The following is a 21,777-nucleotide window of genomic DNA, read 5'->3' on the forward strand; positions in this document are numbered from 1 at the left end:
TGCCCGATGATATTTTTAGTATAGATATAACCGTCTGCTTTCTGTGCCGCCGCGATTACCGCAATAGCCGTATCCATCCAGTTATCCAGCTGCCTGTCCTTAGTAACAGCATATACAGCGGCAACCGACTCAAGCGTTTTATAGAAATCACCGTCGTGGAACGAAGGGCCACGGAACCTGCCAGTATCAATACCTGCAGCCACTTTAAAATTTTTGAAAGAGAAGCAGATACTGTCGCTCGTGTAAGTTTTCCATAACAGCGGCATCATCTGGTCTCTGCACACAGCAAATCGTTCGGCCCAAAAGCCGCTCGTCCACGCTACGGCCTGCATATTTACCGAATGCAGCTTTGCATGCGGACTAGCCTGTGTGTTTACCAGTCCTGCCTGCGAATACCCTTTTATTCCCGTCAACAGCCAACACGCAATCATCAGTTTTCTCTTCATAATATCTAAATTGCTGTATAAGTAATCACATATTCACGCCCAGGCAAAATGCTGATCTCATATACATTATTCCCTTTTGCCAGCGGCGTTATGTTTTGTCCGCCAGGTTTTTTCTTACTGCTGATTTTCAGGATACCATTGCCAACAGGCGACTTCACTTTAATCTCCTTATTGCTCACAAAGAGTTCGATCTCCCCTTTAGGCGTAGGCACTTTCCCCTGCATCCACTGCAAACCGCCCAGTGCGGGCTCGATGACATAAGTTTCATAACCGGCAGTCAGCGGTTTTACACCCAGGTAGTATTTGCCCAACAGGTAAATGGGACTGGCGCCCCAGGCGTGGCATAAGCTCTTTCCAAAGTCCCGGCCATACATTGCGTAATGTTCAGATTCTTTTTTAGAAGGATCATATTCTTCCCAAAAACTGGTGGCGCCGAGTTTTAGCATGCCTCCCCAGTAATTTTTCATTTCTCCCAACACGTATTTTTGCTCGCCCATAGCACAAAGTGCTTCCAGCTCGTAAAAACGCATGTAAGGCGTGGTAATCTTCTGGATATTGTTGTTCAGCAGTACCGACGATTTCACGGCCATTTTCTGTTCCAAATCGAAGAAGATAGCGAACATATTTGCGTAACGGGTTACCGTTTCTGTGGATTGCCCGTTCACGCGACTATGCACCAATGCCTTTTTCTTATCGTTCCAATAAAGGTTGAATAACTTTTCTTTAAGGCCGTTAGCCAGATCGCGGTAACGTACTGCACCATCTTTGTCATCGACCAGTTCCGCGCAAAGCGACATGGTTTCAAGGCTGCGGGCAAATAACAGTTGCTCGAAACTCACTTCTCCTTCTTTACTTAAACCGGCGGCCCAGTCGATAAAGATCCAATCGCCCGGCAGGCCTTGCAGCAAACCATCTTTATTTCGCCTGCCCATTACGTATTTAATCAGACTTTCCATCCGGTCGTAGTTCTGCCGTATAAAATGTTTATCGCCCGTATAAAGATAGTAGTCGTAAATCCCCATGAACCAGTAAAAGGTGTAATCCATTATAGTGTTGATATGACTCGTTACCGGATCCTTACCGCGTAAGGCGTACATCGTTCTGGTTACGGTTGCGTTGTCATTCATCAGGTAATAGTTCATCAGATTACTCTGGTAGGCATCGCCACTCCAAATCCAGCGGTCACGTTTAATACCGTCGATAAAAAAACCGCGGGTGCATAAATGCAGTGTATACTTAGCTACTTCATATATCTGGTTCAACTGTTCATCACTAGAGGAAAAACTACCTTTGTCCGGAATATCGGCATATTCATACAACATCGAAACCGAATCCATCTTCACCTCTCCCTCTGATACAATATTTACAAACCGGAAAGCTTTAGATAAGGGCATTAGCGAATCCACTTTATTACTGATATTGATCAACAGCCTGTCGAGCGTTTCCGCCTTTTGCGGACTTAGCGCTTCTTCCTTACTTTCGCCATAATAAATAGTTAGTTTACCGGTTCCCTGCAATCCGTGCAGTTTAACAAAACCGAAGGTTTCCCGGCCAAAGTCTACTAATCTCGATGCGCCGTTTACCTGGGCGCTGCTGGCATAAACCGGCTTTACTGGCAATTTGAACGCAGATGGTGGTTGTGCAGGATCCGTAAAATTATCAGACCCGGCCTGTAGCCATTTCGTGGCTGATATATCCGACGTTTTACCCGTTTCGTCGATCCACTCTTTATCTTCAAACGTTACCAGCCAGCTGCTATCGCTTTTAATCGTTTTACCATTGATGAAGATAGCAGGCACAACCGCCTGGCTGAACACCTTTACATTGATGTTATGTTTGCCGGCGGGTATAGTAACGCGACTGGGCATACCTTCCAGCATTTTACCATCAACCTTTACATTGTATTGCCCTTCTGCAAAAACCGACAGCTCTTCCGCCTGCGAAAGCTCCACCGGCTTAGAAAAATTCATCAGTACATAATGATTGTCCATCTTCCAGAAAACAGGGAAAAATGTACCCCGTTCGGTACGTCTGTTCTGAAAATGGTTACTTAACCATATTTCATAATCGCCGGGATACCATATCCATTGCGCCTGCTGGGCAACAGCGCTGCCTGCGGAACAGATGCCGGCGCAAAACATGATGTAAAACAGGATTAACTTTCTTGTCATTCCAATAACGTGTTTAAAATCCATTAAAGAAGATGTAGAGGCTTATCATCACGATTACCAGGGCTATCCACATACGCCATACCAGGCGGCTGGGCTTCTGCATCACATCTGCCCCGGCCTGTTCCGCCATCACCGTAGGTTTACCGGTGAGTGATATCAATACCGCTAATATCAGCAGCAACAGGAAAATATAAAACGACAGCAACAGGTAGTGTGGCCATATAAGATACTGATCTTTCGGGAAAACCCACAGGTAACAAATGCCTGTGCCAAGGCTGATAGCCGAGCCCCACGACAACGTGAAATTCACGGCCAGCCTGGTGGTGCGTTTCCAAAACACAGCCAGCAGGAATACCACCGATAACGAAGGCGCTATAAAACCAAGCACCGCCTGGAAAACATCAAACAGGTTAAGTCCCTTTATACTATCGATCGCAATTGCCATTCCGATCGCGAATAAACATCCTGCCAGCACGGTCATACGCCCGGTATGGATGACCTGGGCGTTACTGGCCGCAGGATTTATCTTTTTTACATAAATATCAGTGGTAAATACCGTACTTAATGCATTTAAAGACGACCCGATCGTGCCCACCAGTACCGCTATCAGCACAACGATCACCAGTCCGTTCAGGCCTGGCGGGAACAACTGCGTCACCAATGTCATGTATGCCTCACTGGGATCTTTGAGGCCGGGGAACAATTCAAAACAAATAATTCCAGGTATAATAAACAATGGCAATGAAAGGATTTTGAGCCAGCCAATAAAGTTCACGCCCAGCTGCCCCTGTTCCAGATTGCGGGCACCCAGCACCGATTGCACCATGGCCTGATCGGTACAGAAAAAGGCGATGGCCGATACGGGGTAACCAAGTAAAATAGCATGCCACGGGTAATTGGGGTCGCTGGCGGGTTGAATTAAGTTCCAATATTCGCGTGGCGCTCTATGGAACAGCGCTGCCACTCCGCCCACTTTGTTCACACCAATGATGGTAAGCATCAGCGAAACCAAAATCAGTAAAACCATCTGGAACACGTTCACACGGGCTATTGCCTTTAAGCCGCCGGCAAAGGCAAACAGTCCGGCAAACAGCACCAGTACGATTACAGACTGCCACATGGGAATGCCCAGTATTTGCCGGACGAGAAAACCTCCGGCGAAAAGGCCCAGCGATAACCAGGAGATCAGTATTTTAATCAGGGCGTACCAGGCAAGGATGTTCCGGGTGCCGTCGCCAAACCGTTGCCCCATGAATTCGGGCATGGTGGTTACTTTCCCAGCAAGGTAACGTGGCGCAAACACCATGGCCAGTAAGAACAGGAACACGAAAGCATACCACTCGAAATTGCCGGCAACAATTCCAGTTGAATAGCCAATGCTGGCGAAGGCGAGCAACATCGACGGCCCGACGTTGGTGCCCCACATATTAAACCCGATACTATACCAGCTCAGCGATTTCCCGGCAAGAAATAAATGCTCGCCTTCTTTCTTCTTCCCAAAACTTGCTTTATACCCAATGTAAAGCAATATGAGCAGGTACAGCGCTACAATACTGTAGTCGAGGTAATGCAGCTTTATCAACATACTTCTTTCGTTGGGACGTGAGCAGATGCACCCGGCAATCCGTATCTATCCAGGATATCCTTCATCTTAACGGGCTTTCGCGTAGACAGACTTTCGTCCATGGCCTGCAATAACGCGATAGTACCGATACCTTCCTTCAGATCAGGATAAGCCGTAAAATCCTGTTCAATTGAGTCGACGAAGTATTCAATATAATTCTGGTACTCGCCTGCATGGTGTTTTTGTCCTTCAAAACGGAAATAGTAATTCAGCTCTTTATCGCCCCAGGTAATCATTTTATGTTCTCCTGTTGCGGTAGTGACTGCATAACGCAGCTCATGGTAGTCCGCCTGACTGGCGCCCAGTGTGCCACGGAGTATGCAACTCATACCACTATCGCGGCCCGTAGGCTGCACCGGCCCCGTATAGGCACCGCTGACGCGTGCTACCCGGCCATCAGCCGCGCTGAATATAAAGTGCATGGTATCTTCATTTTTCAGGCCGGCAGCCTTACCGTTCTGGCTAATCATTCCATAACCCATTACTTCCTCAATATTAGGAAGATACCAGCGGATAAAGTCTACCGGGTGGCTAAGTCCGCCATACAACCATTTGAACGAGGGTTCCAGCGCCCATTTCTTTTCCAGGAACCAGCGATGGTCTGCATGATAATAACTTTCAATCGTCATTAGTTCTCCTATCACACCTTCCTCAAAATCCATCCGTTGTTTTTTGAACGGTTCAAAAAAACGGGAGCTTTGTCCTACGAATACTTTTTTACCGGTCTTCTTTTGTAATTCGATCAGCCCGGCAGCATCGGCCAGGTTATCGATAAACGGCTTGGTACAGATCACGTGTTTATCGTGTAACAAGGCTTGTTTTACATGTTCTGCATGCAGGTGGTCCGGTGTATAGATAGCAATAATATCTATGCCCTTATCCTCCAGCATTTCCTGGTATTTGGTAGTATAATCATACGCTTTAAACTCATCGGCCCGTTTGCGGCACAAGTCGATATCGCGATCGCAGATCATTTTAAGTTTCACTTTTTCACTTTGGATGGCGGCCGATACGGTGCTGCTGCCCTCTCCTAATCCTAAAATACCAATAGTAAGCATACGTGGAAATTATTGATGATGAACAGGCCGGCGCACAGATGCCGGCCTTAATTCTTTTAAAAGGTGTTTATACGGCTGTTGCAGGCCAGCATTCCGTTTCACACTATCTGACACAGCCGGACCGTTATTCTCCCAAACATTACCAGGCCCGTTCGCATTTCGCATTACCTTTTCAGCCGGGCTCCAGTTATTTTTTATGGTGATATAAGAAGATCCTTCGTCGAGATAATAGTAAAACCAATGATTGGGATCGTGCGGGTACGGTGCTTTATAGATCGAATCGATATAGTTTTCACTGATAACGGTGCCTGGCATGGCAGACAACGTGTAAATCCCGCCCACATCGTATACGTGCATGGCGTAATGATGGACTTTATTACGATACACCATATTGTTGCGCATTACGTTCACGGCCTTTGTCCAGCCCCACCCCAGGCAAATGCCGGAGTACGGCACTTCACAAACTTCGTTGTGCATGATCTTCGTATTGCGCACATAACCAGCGCTGATACCCACGCAGCCCCAGTCTTCGTTTGCGACCTGTGTTACCAGGTTATCGGATATTACCAGATCGCCACATATTTCCCTTTCATCCGCAGGATCGTAGGGCAGATGTGTTTCAAAGGCCTCATCTGAAAATACACCGGCCTGTATGCCCGTACCGGCAATATCGCGAAACAGGCAACCAGCAACAGTATCGTAGCGGGCCCCCTTTTCAATATCAAGGCCAGTGGCAGCCAGGTGTTCAAAAGCACAATTTTTTATACTGATGTGATGTGCGAACGATAGTGATACCGCGCCTGGCTGGCGACCAATCCAGGCCTGATTTTCGAGTCCCGCTTTAGCTGGAGTGCCCGGCGTGCGGAGTTTGTAAGCGTCGAGCAGGAACATTCCCGCCTGCAGCGGCACGTGCCCCTTTTGCGAAGGCCGCATCCAGCCGGTATGCCGGAAGGCAATGTTGCTGATCTGGACATGTGATACCGCGAGATCGGCTGTACCGGCAATACGCAGCAACGTTTCCTGTTGAGGGGCGACTACCTCTGCTGTTGCCATGTTTTCACCCTTCTTTGGCCAGTAGTACAACTTACGCGAACGGGCGTCGTAATACCACTCGCCGGGTTCGTCGAGCAGTTCAATGGCATTGGAGAGATAAAACGGGGAGTTACCCGTTTCGCGCGACAACCACGGAGCAGGCCATGGGTGTTCACTTTGAATTTTACTTTCGGGTTGATAAAAGTACAGTGTGGCACTATCGCCCGTCACTGCTACTTTTTCCACGCGCAGGTTAGCAATGGCCCACCATTGTTGTATGCACATTTCGAGTCCTTCCCTGTTGCCGGACGAGAGGGCGGCGGGCCATGGAATATTGCAGGTTTCATTCGTTTTATTCCAGCTGAGTATGCGGTTCATACTATCGCCGTTACGATCGCGCGCCCTGATCGCTTTCTCATTATTTACCCACAACTGCCTGAAACCATCGGCGCTCGCCTGTTGGAACGGGAGTTCCGTTATCCACAACTGCCCATGTGCCCCGGGCCTTGTACCTGGAATAGCAGCTGATAGCTTTTTCCAGCCGGTGATACGCGTACCACCGCTGAGTATAGGTTTTTCACCCGCGGCAGCTTCGATGAAAGTAGGACTATCCGGCGTTCCCGAATCTTCAGGACGAATAAAAACCGGCTCGTACAATTGATAAGTACCTCCGTGAAGAATGATATGGATACCTCCTGTTACTGATGGATGTTGAAGCCGCCTTAACTCCCGGGCCTGGCGTAATGCCGCAGCCGGCGTGGCGAGGGGTCGCTCCCTGGTGCCGGGATTGGCATCGGAGCCTGCAGGACTAACGTGGATGTCGGCAGCCTGTACATAGGAAAATATCAGTACAAGAAGGGCCGACAGGCATACACACCTTTTTTTCATCGTGGATTATTGGCGCTGTTTAGAATACAGTTAAATATAGCGCCAACAGTGATCCCGGAAAATGTTGTTACTGATTAAAATGATGGACGATTTTACTATTTATCCTGGAACACCCGCCTGAGGTAAGCGGTATTGGCTCCGTAGTTATATTTCGTATCCGAGGGCTTCTTTGCGTCCCTGCTGCGTTCAATAACCAGCCATCCGCTCCAGCCCATATCGTCCAGTGTTTTCTTTACTTTATACAGATCAATTTGCGGATCGTTTTGCAACCACAGGCTGTCTTTATTGGTAGCATGGATCATACAAATACGATCACGGCCGAGTATTTTCAGTTCGCTGATCAGGTCGCGGCCTTCTTTTAACGGGTTAGAAAAATTGAAATAGATTTTGATGGCGGGGGAACCGATCTCTTTTAACAACCTTACTTCCTCAGTGGCCGATAAAGCCGTTTCAACACCGATCACCACGCCTGCCTGCTCCGCCATTTTCCCGGCAATACGTAACCGCTCCACTACAGCACTGCGTACGGTGGGTTCTTTACGCAAATCACATTGAACGCCCAGTGGCAAAAAGGCTGTTTTTACATTCATCAGCTTCATCGTCCGGATACAGTCTTCGATAGAACGTTTGTATTCCGCGCGACCGCAAAACGATTGTGCATAATAACCGGTCATGGCCAGCGAAAAAATCTCCACTCCATTTTCAGCCGCCAGTTGTAAGAATTGCTGGCGGGCAGAGTCGGTCAGCAATTGATTGTCGAACGTGGGTCTGTTGCCGAGTCCTCCCATATCTACCTCTACCCCGTCGGCGCCCAGCTGGGCGGTTAGGGTGATAGCACCCGGCTTCTGCCGCTTAAGCAGCATCAGGTCTACAAGTCCGATTTTATAACGTTGGTTTTGTTTAGTATGCTGAATGGCCGTTTTAAAAACCGTTTCCAACTGATCAAATCCTTTTACAGCGTGGGCTGGCAACTTTTCGCCTTTGGCACCGAATACATATAACGCGGTATCCGGCTCAATGGTGATGGCACTTTCATCGGCCAGCCCATCTGGTTTAATAATTGCGCGGGTATTTAAGCCGAGGTGTTTAGCGAAGAAAGTGTATACCGCCGTTCTTTTATTGATCCCGAAATCATGTTTTTCTGCGGCCAGGTGTACATTCTCCACCTTCGCCTCACTTTTGTACCAGCCGTACATTTTGCGGAGATAGGGAAAATCGTGTTCGGGCATTTTGTCCGTCCAGTCGCCGCCGTCGCTTACCACCAATTGCGGGCGGGGAGCCGCCATGGCTGCAATTTCTACGTTATCTGTGCCTCCACCGCATTGGTGTATGGGCATGCCGCTTTCGCAGGGGCATCCTCCGTAGAAGTAAGACGACAGGGACACAACGGGCGCGGACACCTTTATACGATTATCCAGCGCTGTTAGTAATACTGTATGGCTACCTGCGCCAGAACCGCCTGTGATGGCCACACGCGTTGTATCAGCATCCTTTTGCGACAACAGGTAATCGAGTATACGGATGCTGCCTAATACCTGTATCGTCATGGCCAGACTGCGCCTATGATCTTCCGACTTGAACTGCAACAGCGATTCGCCCCAGGCAAACAGGTCGTAGCTAAATGCCATAGCGCCCATTTTTGCCATAGCAGCGCAACGGTATTGGCAGTCGGCCCGGTAGCGTTGCCGCTCCCAATGTCCGTCGGGGTTTAGTATTACAGGGATTTTTCCGCTGTACTTCGCTGGTTTATACAATGATCCGTTGATCCAAACGCCCGGTAGTATTTCAATCGCGATGTTTTCTACGGTGTAGCCATTTAACTTTCTTTTGGGGGTGATGATGGGCCTGGAGACTGGGGCGGCAGGCAGCGTAGATAACTGTAATGCCTCCATTAAACAGGGCTTCAACAATTCCTTCCGGCTTTCCCATTCACTTACGTTGCTGTATTGGGCGGCAATCCGGTCTAATTCGGCCCAACCTTCCGCCACAGGCCAGCGATAATATTCATAGTTGCTCAACTTATATTTCCCCGGACCATCTGCTTTGACTTTCATTTCCAGCGGCTGCAAAATATTGTTGAGCGTAACTTCTGCATCAGGGCGATATTTCCAGTCGGCATATGTTACCCATTTGCCGGCCACTACGCTATCCACGTATCTCACTTTAATGTTGTATTTCTTCTCCACTTCGCTTAATACCTGCTTCAAAGGTTTGCGATAAGTGTCGTCTGAGTTCTGCGAAAAGACCCAGGCTGGCAACAGCAGTAAACACATTATATACAGGATACGCTTCAACATAAATAATTTATTAAAACATTTATTCTTCGGATGCGCCGGTTAATACAGTTTGTGCGCCGGGCCATTGTTCAGCAATAATAGGTTTCAGCTCCAATTTGGCAGGATCGATTACTACGTGTTTGATCCGTTCACGCCGCCATGTATACACCACGTGTACCAGGCCATCGCTGGTTTGTATCACCGAAGGATAAGAATACTGGCTAACGGGCGAATCTTCCAGCACCAGTGCGGCCGACCAGTTTTTACCATCTTTCGATACTGCAACGTTTAACGGCGTTCTGGCTCCTTTGCCGTTACGGAGTTCAGGCGATGGTTTAACATGGTTATAGACTAGTAACTGCCTGCCATCCTTTAAAGTTACGGCATCCGTTCCCGAATTATTATTAGGAAGAGAAGAGGCTGTTACAGGGCTCCAGGTTTTACCCTGATCGCTGCTCCAGCTTTCGTTGATTGTTCTGTTTTTACTGCGGCACAACACCTGCCATCTGCCGTCGGCGTGCGTAAGCAGCGAGGGCTGAATAGCGGTAACGGTTTTACCGTCGTTAATGGGCTGCGATTTAGTCCAGGTACGGCCGAAGTCTGAAGTCATTTCAAAATGTACTTTCCAGCCATCTTTTTCTGTACTGGATGGGCAAATCAACTGCCCGTTCAGTAACAGCGGCTTATTTTTAATAGGCCCAAGAAAGCCTGCCGGCAAAGCTTCCCGTCTGCTCCAGGTTTTGCCATTGTCAGCAGAACGTATCATCCAGCCCGTCCAGCCAGCTACATTGGGGCCAATCTTATAAAATAAAAGCAATTCTTTGTTGGGCGTATAAAACAGTACAGGATTGTAACATGCGTACCTGGTGCTGTCGTTCAATACGCCATCTGCCACCATCGCCGGCTCCGACCAAATACCATTTCGCAGTTTACTGGTCCAGATACAAACATCTTTATTACCCTCTTTTGTTCCCCCAAACCACGATGCGATCAGGCCCTCCGATGTTTCGGCTATTGTAGCGGCATGGCTTTCCGGAAAAGCAGGCCGTTCAGAGATAAATTCATCTTTCAGGATACCATTCCTGAAACCAAAGGACGATCGTAAGTTGTAATGGCCAGATCCCAGTTCCAGTACCGCGTATCTCCCCTCCATTTTTAAAAACCTTATACCTTCACCTATGGATTTACCGCCCTCCGTAATACCCGTACTATCATTGGCTGGAATGTACACCAGTGCTGTTGTATTAGTGGGGATAGTGATACTCCAGTCAAACCGGGCAATCGACTTCTTCCATTCGCTCTTTATTTCACCGTAAACCGATGTATAAGATGCCTTTACAAAATCCAGTCCGTCAATATTCCCGGGTTTCATCACTATCCTTTTAAATGCCACTTCGTTACCATCTGACTTTATTCCAGCCAGATCTTCGTACAGCCAGATCAGCAGATCGCCGAGTAACATCACGTGGTTCTGCGAGTTCATTTCCGGGCGGGCGGTATTGCCGTTCCACAGTTCCCAGATAGTGGTGGCGCCCTGCACCGCCATGTACCCCCAGGAGGGATATGTTGTATTCGAAGCAAGCGTAAATGCAATATCGGAATGCTGGAAAATACTTAAACCGCGCAATAACCATTGTGTTCCGATAACGCCCGTACTGATGTGCATTTTATCCGTTATCCTGATGCGGGTATAGAGATTATTGAAGACTGCTTCCTTCAAACTATCGGGAGTCATTCCAAAATAAAGCGGCAGCATGTTCGCTGTAACGGTGTTATTATCGTACCATTTCTTTTGTGCATTATAGAACTTGTTATGAAATGCCTGGTTCACCATACGTTTCAACTCACGATAATCCGCGATATCTGCATTGTTACCCGAAATTGCTGCGAACTTCTCCATCAGACCAAGCAGGTTATAATAAGTAGCACTGGCAATCAGTGCACCGTTCGTCGTTCTCGTACTGTCCGACGAACGGATCATCTTCAGGTCTTCCGGTGGCACACACCAGTCGCCGTACTTATCTTTCGTCATAATACCATTTTTGAGGTATTTGTCCTTCATGTAATACATCCATTTTTTCATGGAAGGATAATGAGAAGTGATCGAGCGTTCATCGCCGTACTGGCGATACAACATATCAGCCACCATCAGGTAAGTGCCAGGCCAGGTAACGTTATCAGAATAATAATTCCAGAAAGCGGGTGCTACATCGGGGATGGCGCCTTCGGGCGTTTGCGAATCCTCTATATCATTCAGCCATTTGGCATATAAGGCTGCATTATTGAACAGGAAAGCCTCTCCTGCTGCTCCCGTAGCCCTGTCGCCCAGCCAGGGCTGCCTTTCATTCCGTTGCGGACAATCAACCGGCATGCCTTTGTAATTAGACGCAATGCCCCACCAGGCATTTCGATGAATGATGTTGATCGTTGAATCGGAACACTGGAAAGAACCGGTGTTCTGCAAATCATCGTACACCATTTGTCCTTCAAAATCGTTCACCGTTGGCGTGCCGGGATAACCGGTTATTTCAGCGAAACGAAATCCGTGGTACACGAAAGCCGGCTGCCAGCTTTCAATACCACCACCTTTCAGTGTGTAGATGTCGGTAACTTTTGCATCGCGGAGATTGGCGACATACAGCGAACCGTCGGACCCGAGGCTTTCTGCAAAGCGAAGTTTCACCTGTTCGCCGCGTTTTCCTTTGACTGTCATTCTCAGCCAGCCGGAGAAGTTCTGGCCCATGTCCAGGATGTGGCGCCCGTCTGCCAGTTTCTTTATGGTAAGCGGACGAATGGTTTTCATCACTTTCATCGGCGCGATCATGTGGGCAGACAGTCGTCCGGGCGGTGCCTCTACCTTTTCGGGTTGCAGCCAGTTGCGATCGTCGAAGCCAGGCAACTGCCAGCCGGCCCATTCTTTGGTGGCATCGTATTCTTCGCCGTCGTATTCATTGTTAGTTCGTATAGGGCCATCTATATTTAACTTCCAAGTTTCATCGCTTGCCACAATGCTTTTCTCTCCATTGGCATATTCAATTTCAAGCTGGAATATCATTTTAGGAAAGCCGAACGTGTTATGCTTTTGTGTTTTGTAATTCTGCCGCATCGTAAAAAAACGGCCATTGCCTAATATCGTTGTCACCATATTACTTCCGGCCTTCAGTTCCTTCGTTACATCGTAGGTATTATAAAGCACGGTTTTGCGATAATCTGTAGGCGCAGGAACAAGGCTGTATCCACTTATATGTTTGCCGTTCAGGTAAAGCTGATGTAAACCCAGTCCCGCCATATACACGGTAGCGCGTTTAACGGCCGCCGCACAGGAAAACTGTTTCCTGAAATACCTCGCCGACAATCTCGACCACTGGGTAATACTATCGAATGCGGAAGCCTTATCATAGCCGATCCAGGAAGCTTTCCAGTCGGATGCCTGTAACAGCCCCATCGTCCAGCAAGCGTTTCCGCTCCATCCCGAAACACCCTTGTTCGTCCATACTTTTACCTTCCAGAAACATGCGTTACGGCTGGCAAGTACCTTTCCTGCATATGTGATATTCAGCGAACGCGCACCTTCTACCCTGCCCGAATTCCACAAATCACCTTCGTTCCTTGCCAACTTTTCAGGAGTAGACGCAACCATCACCTGGTAGGCTGTTTGATGTACGTTCCGTTGAGAAGAGGACAGCTGCCAGCTAAGCCGGGGAGTTAGTACATCTATTCCACGCGGCTCCTGCAGCATTTCGCAGCGCTGTTCCTTTACAGTTACCTGGGCTTGCATTTGAAATGCACCGCACAGCAATAAGGTGAATATAATTAGTTGTTTCATTTCGCGGAAAAATCAAAATATAAAACCATACTTAAGGCCCTTGCCGGGTCCTTTTCATAATCGTAAAAAATATTCTTCGCCCCCATAGGCCCGGTTGTTTCGTTCCTTTGTGTTTTAGTCCCTATGCTGCTAATACCCTGCATGAAGGAAATATCGCCGGCCGGAAATAGCGGCTCGTAATTATGCCACTGGTCAGTTTTCCAGGCGGGCGTAAAAAGCCGAAGGAACAGGTTTTCGGTTTCGCTGACCATCCTGAAACTGTTATGAGTTAAAACAAACTGTGCCCAGTAAACATGCCCGTGGTATCCTTTAAACTCGGGATACTTCCAGGGGAACTCGCCAGTTTCCGTATTATTGTACTCTTTCGTCCAGACGCCCAATTGCACGCCTTTTGTGCGGTTTTTCCATACACGGTAAGGCCCATCTCCCATATAAGTAACCGAGCGTATTTGCTGTTCGGGTAAACTGAAGTTAGCGCCGATAAAACTGGTAAAGTAAGTGCCGGGGAAATAATGTAACTCCATCTTTATCCAGCCCGACGGATAGATTGTCCAGCGGATGGTGTTGTACCCTTCTTTTTTGTCGTAGGCCGATGCAATCACCAGCTCTTTTCCTTCAAACCGATGTGTAATATTCCGGAAGTTAGTCACGCCCTCCTGTATGGAAGGGCCGTTGGAGAAAGGTATGCTGCCACAACTGTTGCTAACCGTTGCGAGAAAGCCATTCTTCTTATTAAAAGATAAACTGACCTCACCTACTGTTACCAGTAACATTGTATCAGCCTGACTAATGCTAATCTTTTTATCACCCGACTTCTGTACCAGCTTTGATGCAATTCTGTTAGGCCGGCTGATGGCATAAGTACGGGTAAACAGTTCGCGATCTTCCGCATCCCTGGCGGCTAAAGTAAGCAAATCATAGTTATACCAGTTCCCGGGCAAATCCAATTTCAATATACCTTTTGCTGATGGCGCCACAGCAGGTGCGGCCGCTACTCCGGAAGTATCTTTTACATCACCACCATTAAGCGCACGAAGTGTCCACGCGAATTTGCATTGCTTCAGATCAGAGAAGTGATAACGGTTTTCAAGTACCAGTTGGCCGTCGAACGATTCAGTTATCTCCCTTCTTTCCACATACACGGGACTCCATATTTCTTTGATCGCGAAATAGCTGCCTTCTTTTTCATGATGAGGACCTACAATTCCGTCTGCACCCCTGTGCTTGTCGGTGTCCAGCGAATCGTTCTTATCCTTTCGCACCACGCCCTGATCAGCAAAATCCCAAAGAAAGCCGCCAGCGCTCAGCGGATCGTGCCACATCGTTTCCCAATAATCCTCCAGGCCCGCACCATGACCGCCATCGAACTGGCCGTGCAGGAATTCGGTGGGCATTACGATTTCAGTTCCGTTATTATAATTCCCGATGCCATAGTTATACTCGCGGTAATGCTGCGTTTCAATGCCCTTAAACAATTCCCACGGATGCACCACCGGCCGTTGCTGCGGATCGAACACGGTAAACAGGCTGTCCAATGCCCGGTTATGCCCTCCTTCGTTACCATTCGCCCAAAAAACGATAGAGGGATGGTTTTTATCGTGCATCATCATTTCCTTTAACAGTTGCGTACCCGTGGGTAGGTCGTAGTGACCGTGCCAGCCAGCCAGTTCGTCCATTACAAAAAGCCCAAGCGAATCGCAGGCATCCAGGAAATGATCGTCGGGCGGGTAATGACTCATGCGCACGGCGTTCATATTCATATCCTTCATCAGCAGTACATCTTCTATACTATTGCGCCGGCTAAGCGTACGGCCTGTTTCAGGGCGGAATGAATGCCGGTTTACGCCTTTCATCTTCACCTTTACACCATTTACATATATACCGTCCCGTTGTTTCACTTCTACTGTTCTAAAACCGAACGGCTGCGAAACAGTATGTAATGCCTTTCCCTTTCTAAAAAGGGTAAACACAGCTTTGTACAGGTAAGGCGTTTCGGGATTCCAGGGTATCGGCGAAGAAAAATTCTGCCTGACAGTAAAGTCCTTTCCTCCACGGGTCAGCATACTTCCATACAACTTACCATCAGCACTATAAATAGTTGTTATTACGCTATCAGCCTCCCTGGCGGTATGTAAAACGGCGGTAAACCGACCGTTCGCCTTTGCATCAATCCCGATATCATTAATATGATCAAGGGGAAGAATTTCCAGCCACACCGGCCGGAAGATTCCACCGAATATCCAAAAATCCCCACGCCGCTCGGCATCGTTCACCGATTCGTTGGAAGAATGTTTGGCCACGGCAACTTCCAGTATATTTTCCTTTCCATATCGGATCAGGCGTGTTATATCGTAACGGAAAGCGTAAAACGCACCATGATGCACGGCCCCGGCCAGCTTGCCATTTATCTTCACCTCCGCATCCGTCATCACTCCTTCGAATACGATATTGATCGATTTTCCCTTCCAGGACGCCGGAGCCGTGAAAGTACGGCGATACAGCCCTTTCTCTTTTCCCCTCACACTATCTTTGGCAAAACCATAATCATATTTCCCGAACCCTTGTACCTCCCAGCATGAAGGCACTTTGATATTCGTCCATTTACCGGCACGCATGCCTGCGGTGCAATAGAACTCCCAATCCACGGCATCGTCGCTACCGGTGCCGCTCAAATAATGTTTTTCTGTTTGCTGGCAAACGGCGAAAAACGGTGTAAGCAAAAACAAGGCAACCAGGAAAATCTGAATTGCTCCGGAAATGACACCTATATGCAATCGCTGCCTCATAGCCTACCCGTTATACGTTGTAACGAAGGCGCGGAAGCTACTTTCTTTCCATTCACCCAAACACTTAAACCTTTACCCTTCTTATATTTTGCGCCATTACGGTCCCAAATGATCGTGACGATCTTTTCATGATAAAGTATATTATCCAGGCAAAACCAGTCCCAGGTACCATCGGGCAATAAGGGATTTACCTCGATGATATTAGAGGCGGCGGGTCTTAGGCCAACCAAACCAGTAATGATAAGATCGTTAAACGTGGAATGATTGTAGTACCGGCTCCGCTCTTCATCGCCCTTTAGCCAATAGCCTGTTTTTTCATCGAGGTATTCGCCTATGTACGGGCGGCCGCGGTAGTACTGCGACTCCACATAAGTTTGTAATAAGTGAAAATAGCTGCTGTCTGCGATATAGGATTGTTGGTAATTATTGAGCAGGTTGCCTAAAGCCGTTAGTGTTTGTGCTGTAGCAAACGGCCATACAGCCCCGTCCCATTCGCATTTACAGCAACCATGACTACGAAAAGCCGGATGACTTCTGTCGGCGGTGGTAATGCCAAACGGAGCGCAAAAGGTTTTGGTATCGGTAAGGCTTGTCCAGGCGGGGTTATACTGACTAGCGGGCAAATTGAAGTACCAGGGTATAAATCCTATTTCTTCTTTCACCTGCGAGAGCGTATCTGCTTCCTTTAACACTTCAAAAAACGAATGCTGCCGGTTCCAAAGTTTAGCTTCCGTTAATTGTTTCAGCGTATCAGCTTTAAGATCGTATAACTTTTCCTTCGTCGTTAGTCCTGCCATCTTACTTATGCACGCCAGTGCTTTAGCATTTCCATACATATAACTGTTGATGGATGGCCTGGCGTTCTTTTCCTTCCGGCCGCCGCTGATCGTTTCCTCCATCGCGTCCCTTACATCGTATTGCCAGAAGAGGCCCGATGGCAGGCGACGGTCCTGCTCCCAGGCGGCGTAATCACTTTCCAGGTCAGGCATCAGGTTGATAACAAAAGCCCGGTCGTTGTTAACGAGGTAACGATTGTAGATAGCGTCAATGTTCCAGCTGCTGTAAAAACGTAGTTTCTTCATGGCCCCGCCATCGTTGCCCCTATACCACACGAGCAGGTTATTATCCATGTAACGTTTATCATGCAGCCACCTCGATTCATAAATATGATGGCCCAGCCCACTGGATATCAGGTTATATTTATCGGCATAACTACGTTGCACCAGGAACTCTGTGAATACAAATCCCTTCTCTGTGTTCTTAATATGTTTACGCAACGTCCACCAGCGGTAGTAGAACATTTCCTCGAAGTTCTGCTGAGGGCATTCAAACAGGGGAATATTCCGTTCCATCCACGAAGCGGCACTATCATTCGGGAAAGCCTGTGAAATATTCTCATCTTCCATATTATTGAAATAATCGACATAGTGCCTGAAGTCCGAAAACCGCAATACAGGTTTCGACTGGCCGCTTACATCGACTATTTTCAGCAGCAAAAGCAATATGAGCATCTGTTTTAAAAACATAATTATGGTAAAGCAGCCGTTTTCAAATAGTGAATAAAATAAGTCGCCTCGTCGCCCTTACTATCCGCACCTGGCAGGTCGTAGTTCTGATCTGTAGGCGTATCTGCATTGGGAAACCGCACCGTTGTACCCGTTCTGAATACAATGCGTTCTGCTTTTTTGATTGGCGCAAAACAGATATTCAGCACTGGTTTGTTATCGTTAATGGTGAGGCTATAAAAACGGGTAATGGCGTTCAGGTCTAAGTTGACATTCACCTTTTCGCCTCTCTTATATTTCCCCACAGACCGGTTCCTGTATCCCTGTTTAGTGAAGATAGTGCCTGTAGAATCAAATATCAGCCGCAGACAGGGTATCCCCTTTGCATCCGTCACTTCAATCTCCAACACCCCCTTACCATCCTGCGAAGGCGTAACCGCGAACGACAATTTAACTTTTTCCGATGCAGGAAAAACGCGCTCAGCTTTCGCATAATCAAAAGGGTCTTTATCTTTTAAAACCAACCCCTTTTCATTGGGCAGGCGTTCTATTGCAACACTGCACCATAACGGACTATAGATATTCCAGTAACGAAGCTCCTCTCCGTCTTTGATGTTACTGAACACTTCGTCAATATGTTCTTTCTGTTTGTCTGTCACCGGAACCGGGACCTTACTTACCCACATATCTTCCTTATTCATACTCCAGGTCACCCACATATTACCGTCCGGCGGCCTTCCGTTCATTTCCTGTATACCGCGCACATATTGCGGGCCATAACTTTTGTAGGCACCCCCGTAACGCATGGCTGTTATTTCACCGTTTACGAGCAACAGGTTATGATAGTTCAACCCGTCGTTGCTGGTACTTACGGCCAGTGGCCAGCGAAATTCAGACGGATTGTATACTGCGGCATACTTCCCATCCCCCGTGCGCTGGGCCCATATTTTAGCATTGGCATTCACAAATCCGGGCGCGCGCGTTGGGTTGTACTGCCAGGTTTTGCCTTCATCGGTACTGATGCTGGTAAGCGCATATTTCCAGAAACCGGCTACATGGCCATTGGGCAAATGGTAATAACAGAATGCTTTAAAGTCCTTTTTTAAGGGAATTAGCTCATCGCCCCTGTCGGCTTCTTCTACCATTTGCTGCATCAGTAGCGGAGTAGCCAGCAGTTCGTCACAAGCGGTAATCAAACCCCTATCCTTCGCATTTTTATAAAAAGGGAAACCTGAATTCTTTTCATGAAACCCATGATTGTAACGCAGAAAATACACGGGACCAAAACTCCCGTCGGCCTTTATCTCCCTGATAACACGCCCAATACCATTTCCATCGTTAGGATCATCTTTTTCGCCCAGTGCAATACCGTAATAGCCTAATGCAAACAAGCGCTTAGAGCGTGATGTGTAGAAACCTATTCGCTGGTGCATTACGGCATAACTGTTATTGGCAGTATCTTTCCGGCCCTCCTTCACGTACCCGTCGGGAATTTTATATTCGGGGAAGAGAACGACGGGAGCAGTCCAGTTGTAGCCGTCTTTGGACGACTGCAGCAATGTTCTGCCGGGAGCTACATGCTCGCCCACAGGATTGCTTAAATACTCCAGGAAGAAAGTATTATTCCAGTACGCCAACATAGGCGCGTGATTATAAGTCCAGCCTGAAACGCCTCCGTCCGCACGGTTGGCGCGCATGGTTTGAATATTATGTACACCAATAGCCGGCGACAGCTGACCATGGTGATAATCTACATTCGACAACGTGCTGCCTGTATAACGTACGGTATCCTGTGCGAAGCTCACCGCAGGCAGCATGCAGAAGGTAAAAAGAAGGTTTATATGCTGGATGATCTTCATTTTTTTGCGAGTTGTTTTTCCAGGTCTTTCACGAATTTCCGGCTTACGGGAACAATTGTTCCATGTTTATGTCCTTCAGGCAGATGCACCTTTGCCGGAACGAAGTTTATAAAATCGGTGGTGGCTACTGCTTCATAAGTTTTCTGCTGGTAGGCATCGAAATAAATCAACCATTTGTTTTTCACCTTCACTACAGAAGGGCCTTCTGTAAACTTCTCCGTGAATGGTGTGGATATATTTTTCCATGGCCCGGCCGCACTGTTACTGAAAGCCACCTCCAGGTATCGCGCGGCCCGGGTATTATCTTTTAATACTAATACGTAGTCGTTGGCCGCCCGCTGAACGATCGTTCCGTCGATCACACTAAAGCCCGGATCAAGAAAAAGCTTTGCGGGCGGGAAGTGTTGAAAATCACTGGTAGTAGTGTAGTACAGGCGATGATTGTTACTATCGTCCTCCTCGCCCTTGTCGAACCTGCCCGGTATACAGGAGGCCCATACCACCAGGTACTGCTTCTTATCTTTATCGTAAAATAATTCCGGTGCCCAAACATTTACGGCAGGCTCCTTTTCCATTACCGGTATCCAGCGCTGCTGGTCCCAATGTAACAGGTCTTTGGAAGATGCATAACCCAATCCCTTATCTCCCCGCCAGCTGCTGGTCCATACCAGGTGAAAAGTACCGTCCGGCGACTGCACCATGGAGGGGTCGCGCATTACCTGCTGTGTTCCCACAGATGGCTTTAGCAGCACCGTATCCAGGTCTTTCCAGTTATATCCGTCATAACTGGTCAATAAGCGAAGCCCCGCATTGGCAGGCTCGCGAAAGGAGGTAAACACGTAGGCCTGGCGCGAACAGGACAAGCATACGAGCATACTTATCAACACTAATAATGGAATATATCTTTTAGTAATGATCATTTGCCTTTTTCAAGTACCAGTACCCAATCGTTTCCTTCCGCAGCTTCTCCCGGCGGATCAAATTCTGTGATCCCTTTTACTACGGGAACATCGAAGCTGGTCATTTCACCGGACGAGGGTTTGAACCATGACGCCTTGCCAGGGATAAAGCCTGTTTTCGATAAATCGACCTGAAACTTATTGCCCACATATGTATATATCAGCGCGTAACCTTTACCTTTCGTGGCCAGCAGGTACCCGTATCGTTTGCCGTTGTTGTTTGGCAATATTTCCTGCGCAGGCGTGCGGTCGTAATAAGACCTGCTTTCCAGCAGCTTCTTCAGGTACCGCATTTGTTCCGCGCCGGGGGAATGAATGGCCGTTTTCCAGTTAGTGGTTACGCCATAATTTGCGTCCGCATCTCCTTTCGTATGAAACTGCATTACCGCATTTTCGCCGTAAGTAAACCCGAAACCACCGGCAAATACGCTCCAGTAGGCATAACGGCGAAGGTCACCGGCACTCCATCTCACTTCCAGGCTGTCATGTAAACCATGTGGTATATTTTCGTAAGATGGCTCGCCATCCAATACCGGCTTCACCGGCTGGCGCCGGTAGTCCGCCTGCACATATTTCCAATTATCTTCTCCAAAGAAATGTTTATCGTTTTTGCTAGTGTCCTGCGCGTAGGTGCGATGACCGCTTTGGAAGATGTTAAAGTCCAGCCAGCGTTCATTATGAAACCAATCAGAAGAAGAATAACGGCCGCGCGGATGATAGGTGATCAGGTGTTGCGGATCATACTTTTTCAGGGTAGCCCCTATTGTTTGCCAAACATCCAGGCCTTCCGTGCCTCTCACATCTCCACCATTCATCCATATTACATTGGTTTTGCTCTTATACCTTTTAGCCAGGAACTGTGCGTATAACGCCGCCTGCCCCTTACTAACATGCCCTCCTTTTACATTGCTGCCCCATACGGGCACCAGCGCCATGTACATACCACGCTTTGCAGCTTCGTCGATTACAAAGTCGATATGGTCCCAGTAATCGTATCCTTCGCTGTTATTAAAATCATTGCCCGGTGTTACCAGCGGCTTCGATACATCATGGTTTACCAGTGCCGAATCGCCGTAAACGTTCTTTGCTATTTTCAACTCATGTAACACCATTACCTGCACTACGTTAAAGCCCTGCGCTTTTCTGGCGTCCAGGTATTCCAGCACTTCATCCCTGGTGCATTTTACGAACAGCAACCAGCCCGTATCGCCCAGCCAGAAGAACGGCTTGCCGTCTGAGGTGCTGAAAAAGCGTTTATTGGCCGACACCTTCAACGGAAGCGGCGACTGGGCCTGCAAACTGAACGCCCATACCATCATCAAACCTGTCATCAGTTTCTTCATCTGT

The 21,777-nt window shown here is 48.0% G+C and carries 12 protein-coding genes; all 12 read right to left on the minus strand.

The window, feature by feature from the left end; genetic code table 11:
- Positions 1-446, minus strand: a 446-nt coding sequence (locus tag QZT80_RS06580) for a beta-L-arabinofuranosidase domain-containing protein (protein ID WP_295119447.1), incomplete at its 3' end; no start/stop codon positions are given.
- Between the two features lie 5 nt (positions 447-451).
- On the minus strand, positions 452-2,617 hold the full coding sequence (locus tag QZT80_RS06585; RefSeq protein ID WP_295119449.1) for an amylo-alpha-1,6-glucosidase: 2,166 nt from the start codon (positions 2,615-2,617) through the stop codon (positions 452-454).
- Between the two features lie 13 nt (positions 2,618-2,630).
- Complete coding sequence (locus QZT80_RS06590) at positions 2,631-4,202, minus strand: SLC5 family protein (RefSeq protein ID WP_295119451.1); 1,572 nt, start codon at positions 4,200-4,202, stop codon at positions 2,631-2,633.
- Entirely contained in the window at positions 4,196-5,299 is a 1,104-nt protein-coding gene (locus QZT80_RS06595; protein ID WP_295119453.1) for a Gfo/Idh/MocA family oxidoreductase, read from the minus strand. Before QZT80_RS06595 ends, QZT80_RS06590 begins: the two co-directional genes overlap by 7 nt.
- Before the next feature lie 9 nt (positions 5,300-5,308).
- Entirely contained in the window at positions 5,309-7,219 is a 1,911-nt protein-coding gene (locus QZT80_RS06600; protein ID WP_295119456.1) for a right-handed parallel beta-helix repeat-containing protein, read from the minus strand.
- Between the two features lie 95 nt (positions 7,220-7,314).
- Positions 7,315-9,516 carry a TIM barrel protein gene (locus tag QZT80_RS06605; protein ID WP_295119459.1) on the minus strand — a complete coding sequence of 734 codons (2,202 nt, stop codon included), beginning with the start codon at positions 9,514-9,516 and terminating at the stop codon, positions 7,315-7,317.
- 19 nt (positions 9,517-9,535) lie between these two features.
- A complete protein-coding gene (locus QZT80_RS06610; protein ID WP_295119462.1) occupies positions 9,536-13,321 on the minus strand; it encodes a family 78 glycoside hydrolase catalytic domain in 3,786 nt (1,261 codons plus the stop codon).
- Entirely contained in the window at positions 13,318-16,107 is a 2,790-nt protein-coding gene (locus QZT80_RS06615; RefSeq protein WP_295119464.1) for a glycoside hydrolase family 2 protein, read from the minus strand. Before QZT80_RS06615 ends, QZT80_RS06610 begins: the two co-directional genes overlap by 4 nt.
- The gene (locus tag QZT80_RS06620) at positions 16,104-17,618 is read right to left on the minus strand and encodes a glycosyl hydrolase family 65 protein (protein WP_295119466.1); all 1,515 of its coding nucleotides are present in this window, start codon (positions 17,616-17,618) and stop codon (positions 16,104-16,106) included. The genes QZT80_RS06615 and QZT80_RS06620 overlap by 4 nt, the downstream gene beginning before the upstream one ends.
- 17 nt (positions 17,619-17,635) lie before the next feature.
- Positions 17,636-19,471 carry an exo-alpha-sialidase gene (locus QZT80_RS06625; protein ID WP_295119469.1) on the minus strand — a complete coding sequence of 612 codons (1,836 nt, stop codon included), beginning with the start codon at positions 19,469-19,471 and terminating at the stop codon, positions 17,636-17,638.
- Positions 19,468-20,346 carry a glycoside hydrolase family 43 protein gene (locus QZT80_RS06630; RefSeq protein ID WP_295119472.1) on the minus strand — a complete coding sequence of 293 codons (879 nt, stop codon included), beginning with the start codon at positions 20,344-20,346 and terminating at the stop codon, positions 19,468-19,470. Before QZT80_RS06630 ends, QZT80_RS06625 begins: the two co-directional genes overlap by 4 nt.
- 41 nt (positions 20,347-20,387) lie before the next feature.
- The gene (locus QZT80_RS06635) at positions 20,388-21,773 is read right to left on the minus strand and encodes a glycoside hydrolase family 140 protein (RefSeq protein ID WP_295119475.1); all 1,386 of its coding nucleotides are present in this window, start codon (positions 21,771-21,773) and stop codon (positions 20,388-20,390) included.
- Between the last annotated feature and the right edge of the window lie 4 nt (positions 21,774-21,777).

The organism is uncultured Chitinophaga sp. (genome assembly GCF_902168175.1).
Lineage (GTDB): Bacteria > Bacteroidota > Bacteroidia > Chitinophagales > Chitinophagaceae > Chitinophaga.

Bases quoted from the DNA above. Each gene is read 5' to 3' on its own strand.
- QZT80_RS06585 (WP_295119449.1), bottom strand. From the start codon at position 2,617: ATGACAAGAAAGTTAATCCTGTTTTACATCATGTTTTGCGCCGGCATC.
- QZT80_RS06590 (WP_295119451.1), bottom strand. From the start codon at position 4,202: ATGTTGATAAAGCTGCATTACCTCGACTACAGTATTGTAGCGCTGTAC.
- QZT80_RS06595 (WP_295119453.1), bottom strand. From the start codon at position 5,299: ATGCTTACTATTGGTATTTTAGGATTAGGAGAGGGCAGCAGCACCGTA.
- QZT80_RS06600 (WP_295119456.1), bottom strand. From the start codon at position 7,219: ATGAAAAAAAGGTGTGTATGCCTGTCGGCCCTTCTTGTACTGATATTT.
- QZT80_RS06605 (WP_295119459.1), bottom strand. From the start codon at position 9,516: ATGTTGAAGCGTATCCTGTATATAATGTGTTTACTGCTGTTGCCAGCC.
- QZT80_RS06610 (WP_295119462.1), bottom strand. From the start codon at position 13,321: ATGAAACAACTAATTATATTCACCTTATTGCTGTGCGGTGCATTTCAA.
- QZT80_RS06615 (WP_295119464.1), bottom strand. From the start codon at position 16,107: ATGAGGCAGCGATTGCATATAGGTGTCATTTCCGGAGCAATTCAGATT.
- QZT80_RS06620 (WP_295119466.1), bottom strand. From the start codon at position 17,618: ATGCTCATATTGCTTTTGCTGCTGAAAATAGTCGATGTAAGCGGCCAG.
- QZT80_RS06625 (WP_295119469.1), bottom strand. From the start codon at position 19,471: ATGAAGATCATCCAGCATATAAACCTTCTTTTTACCTTCTGCATGCTG.
- QZT80_RS06630 (WP_295119472.1), bottom strand. From the start codon at position 20,346: ATGCTCGTATGCTTGTCCTGTTCGCGCCAGGCCTACGTGTTTACCTCC.
- QZT80_RS06635 (WP_295119475.1), bottom strand. From the start codon at position 21,773: ATGAAGAAACTGATGACAGGTTTGATGATGGTATGGGCGTTCAGTTTG.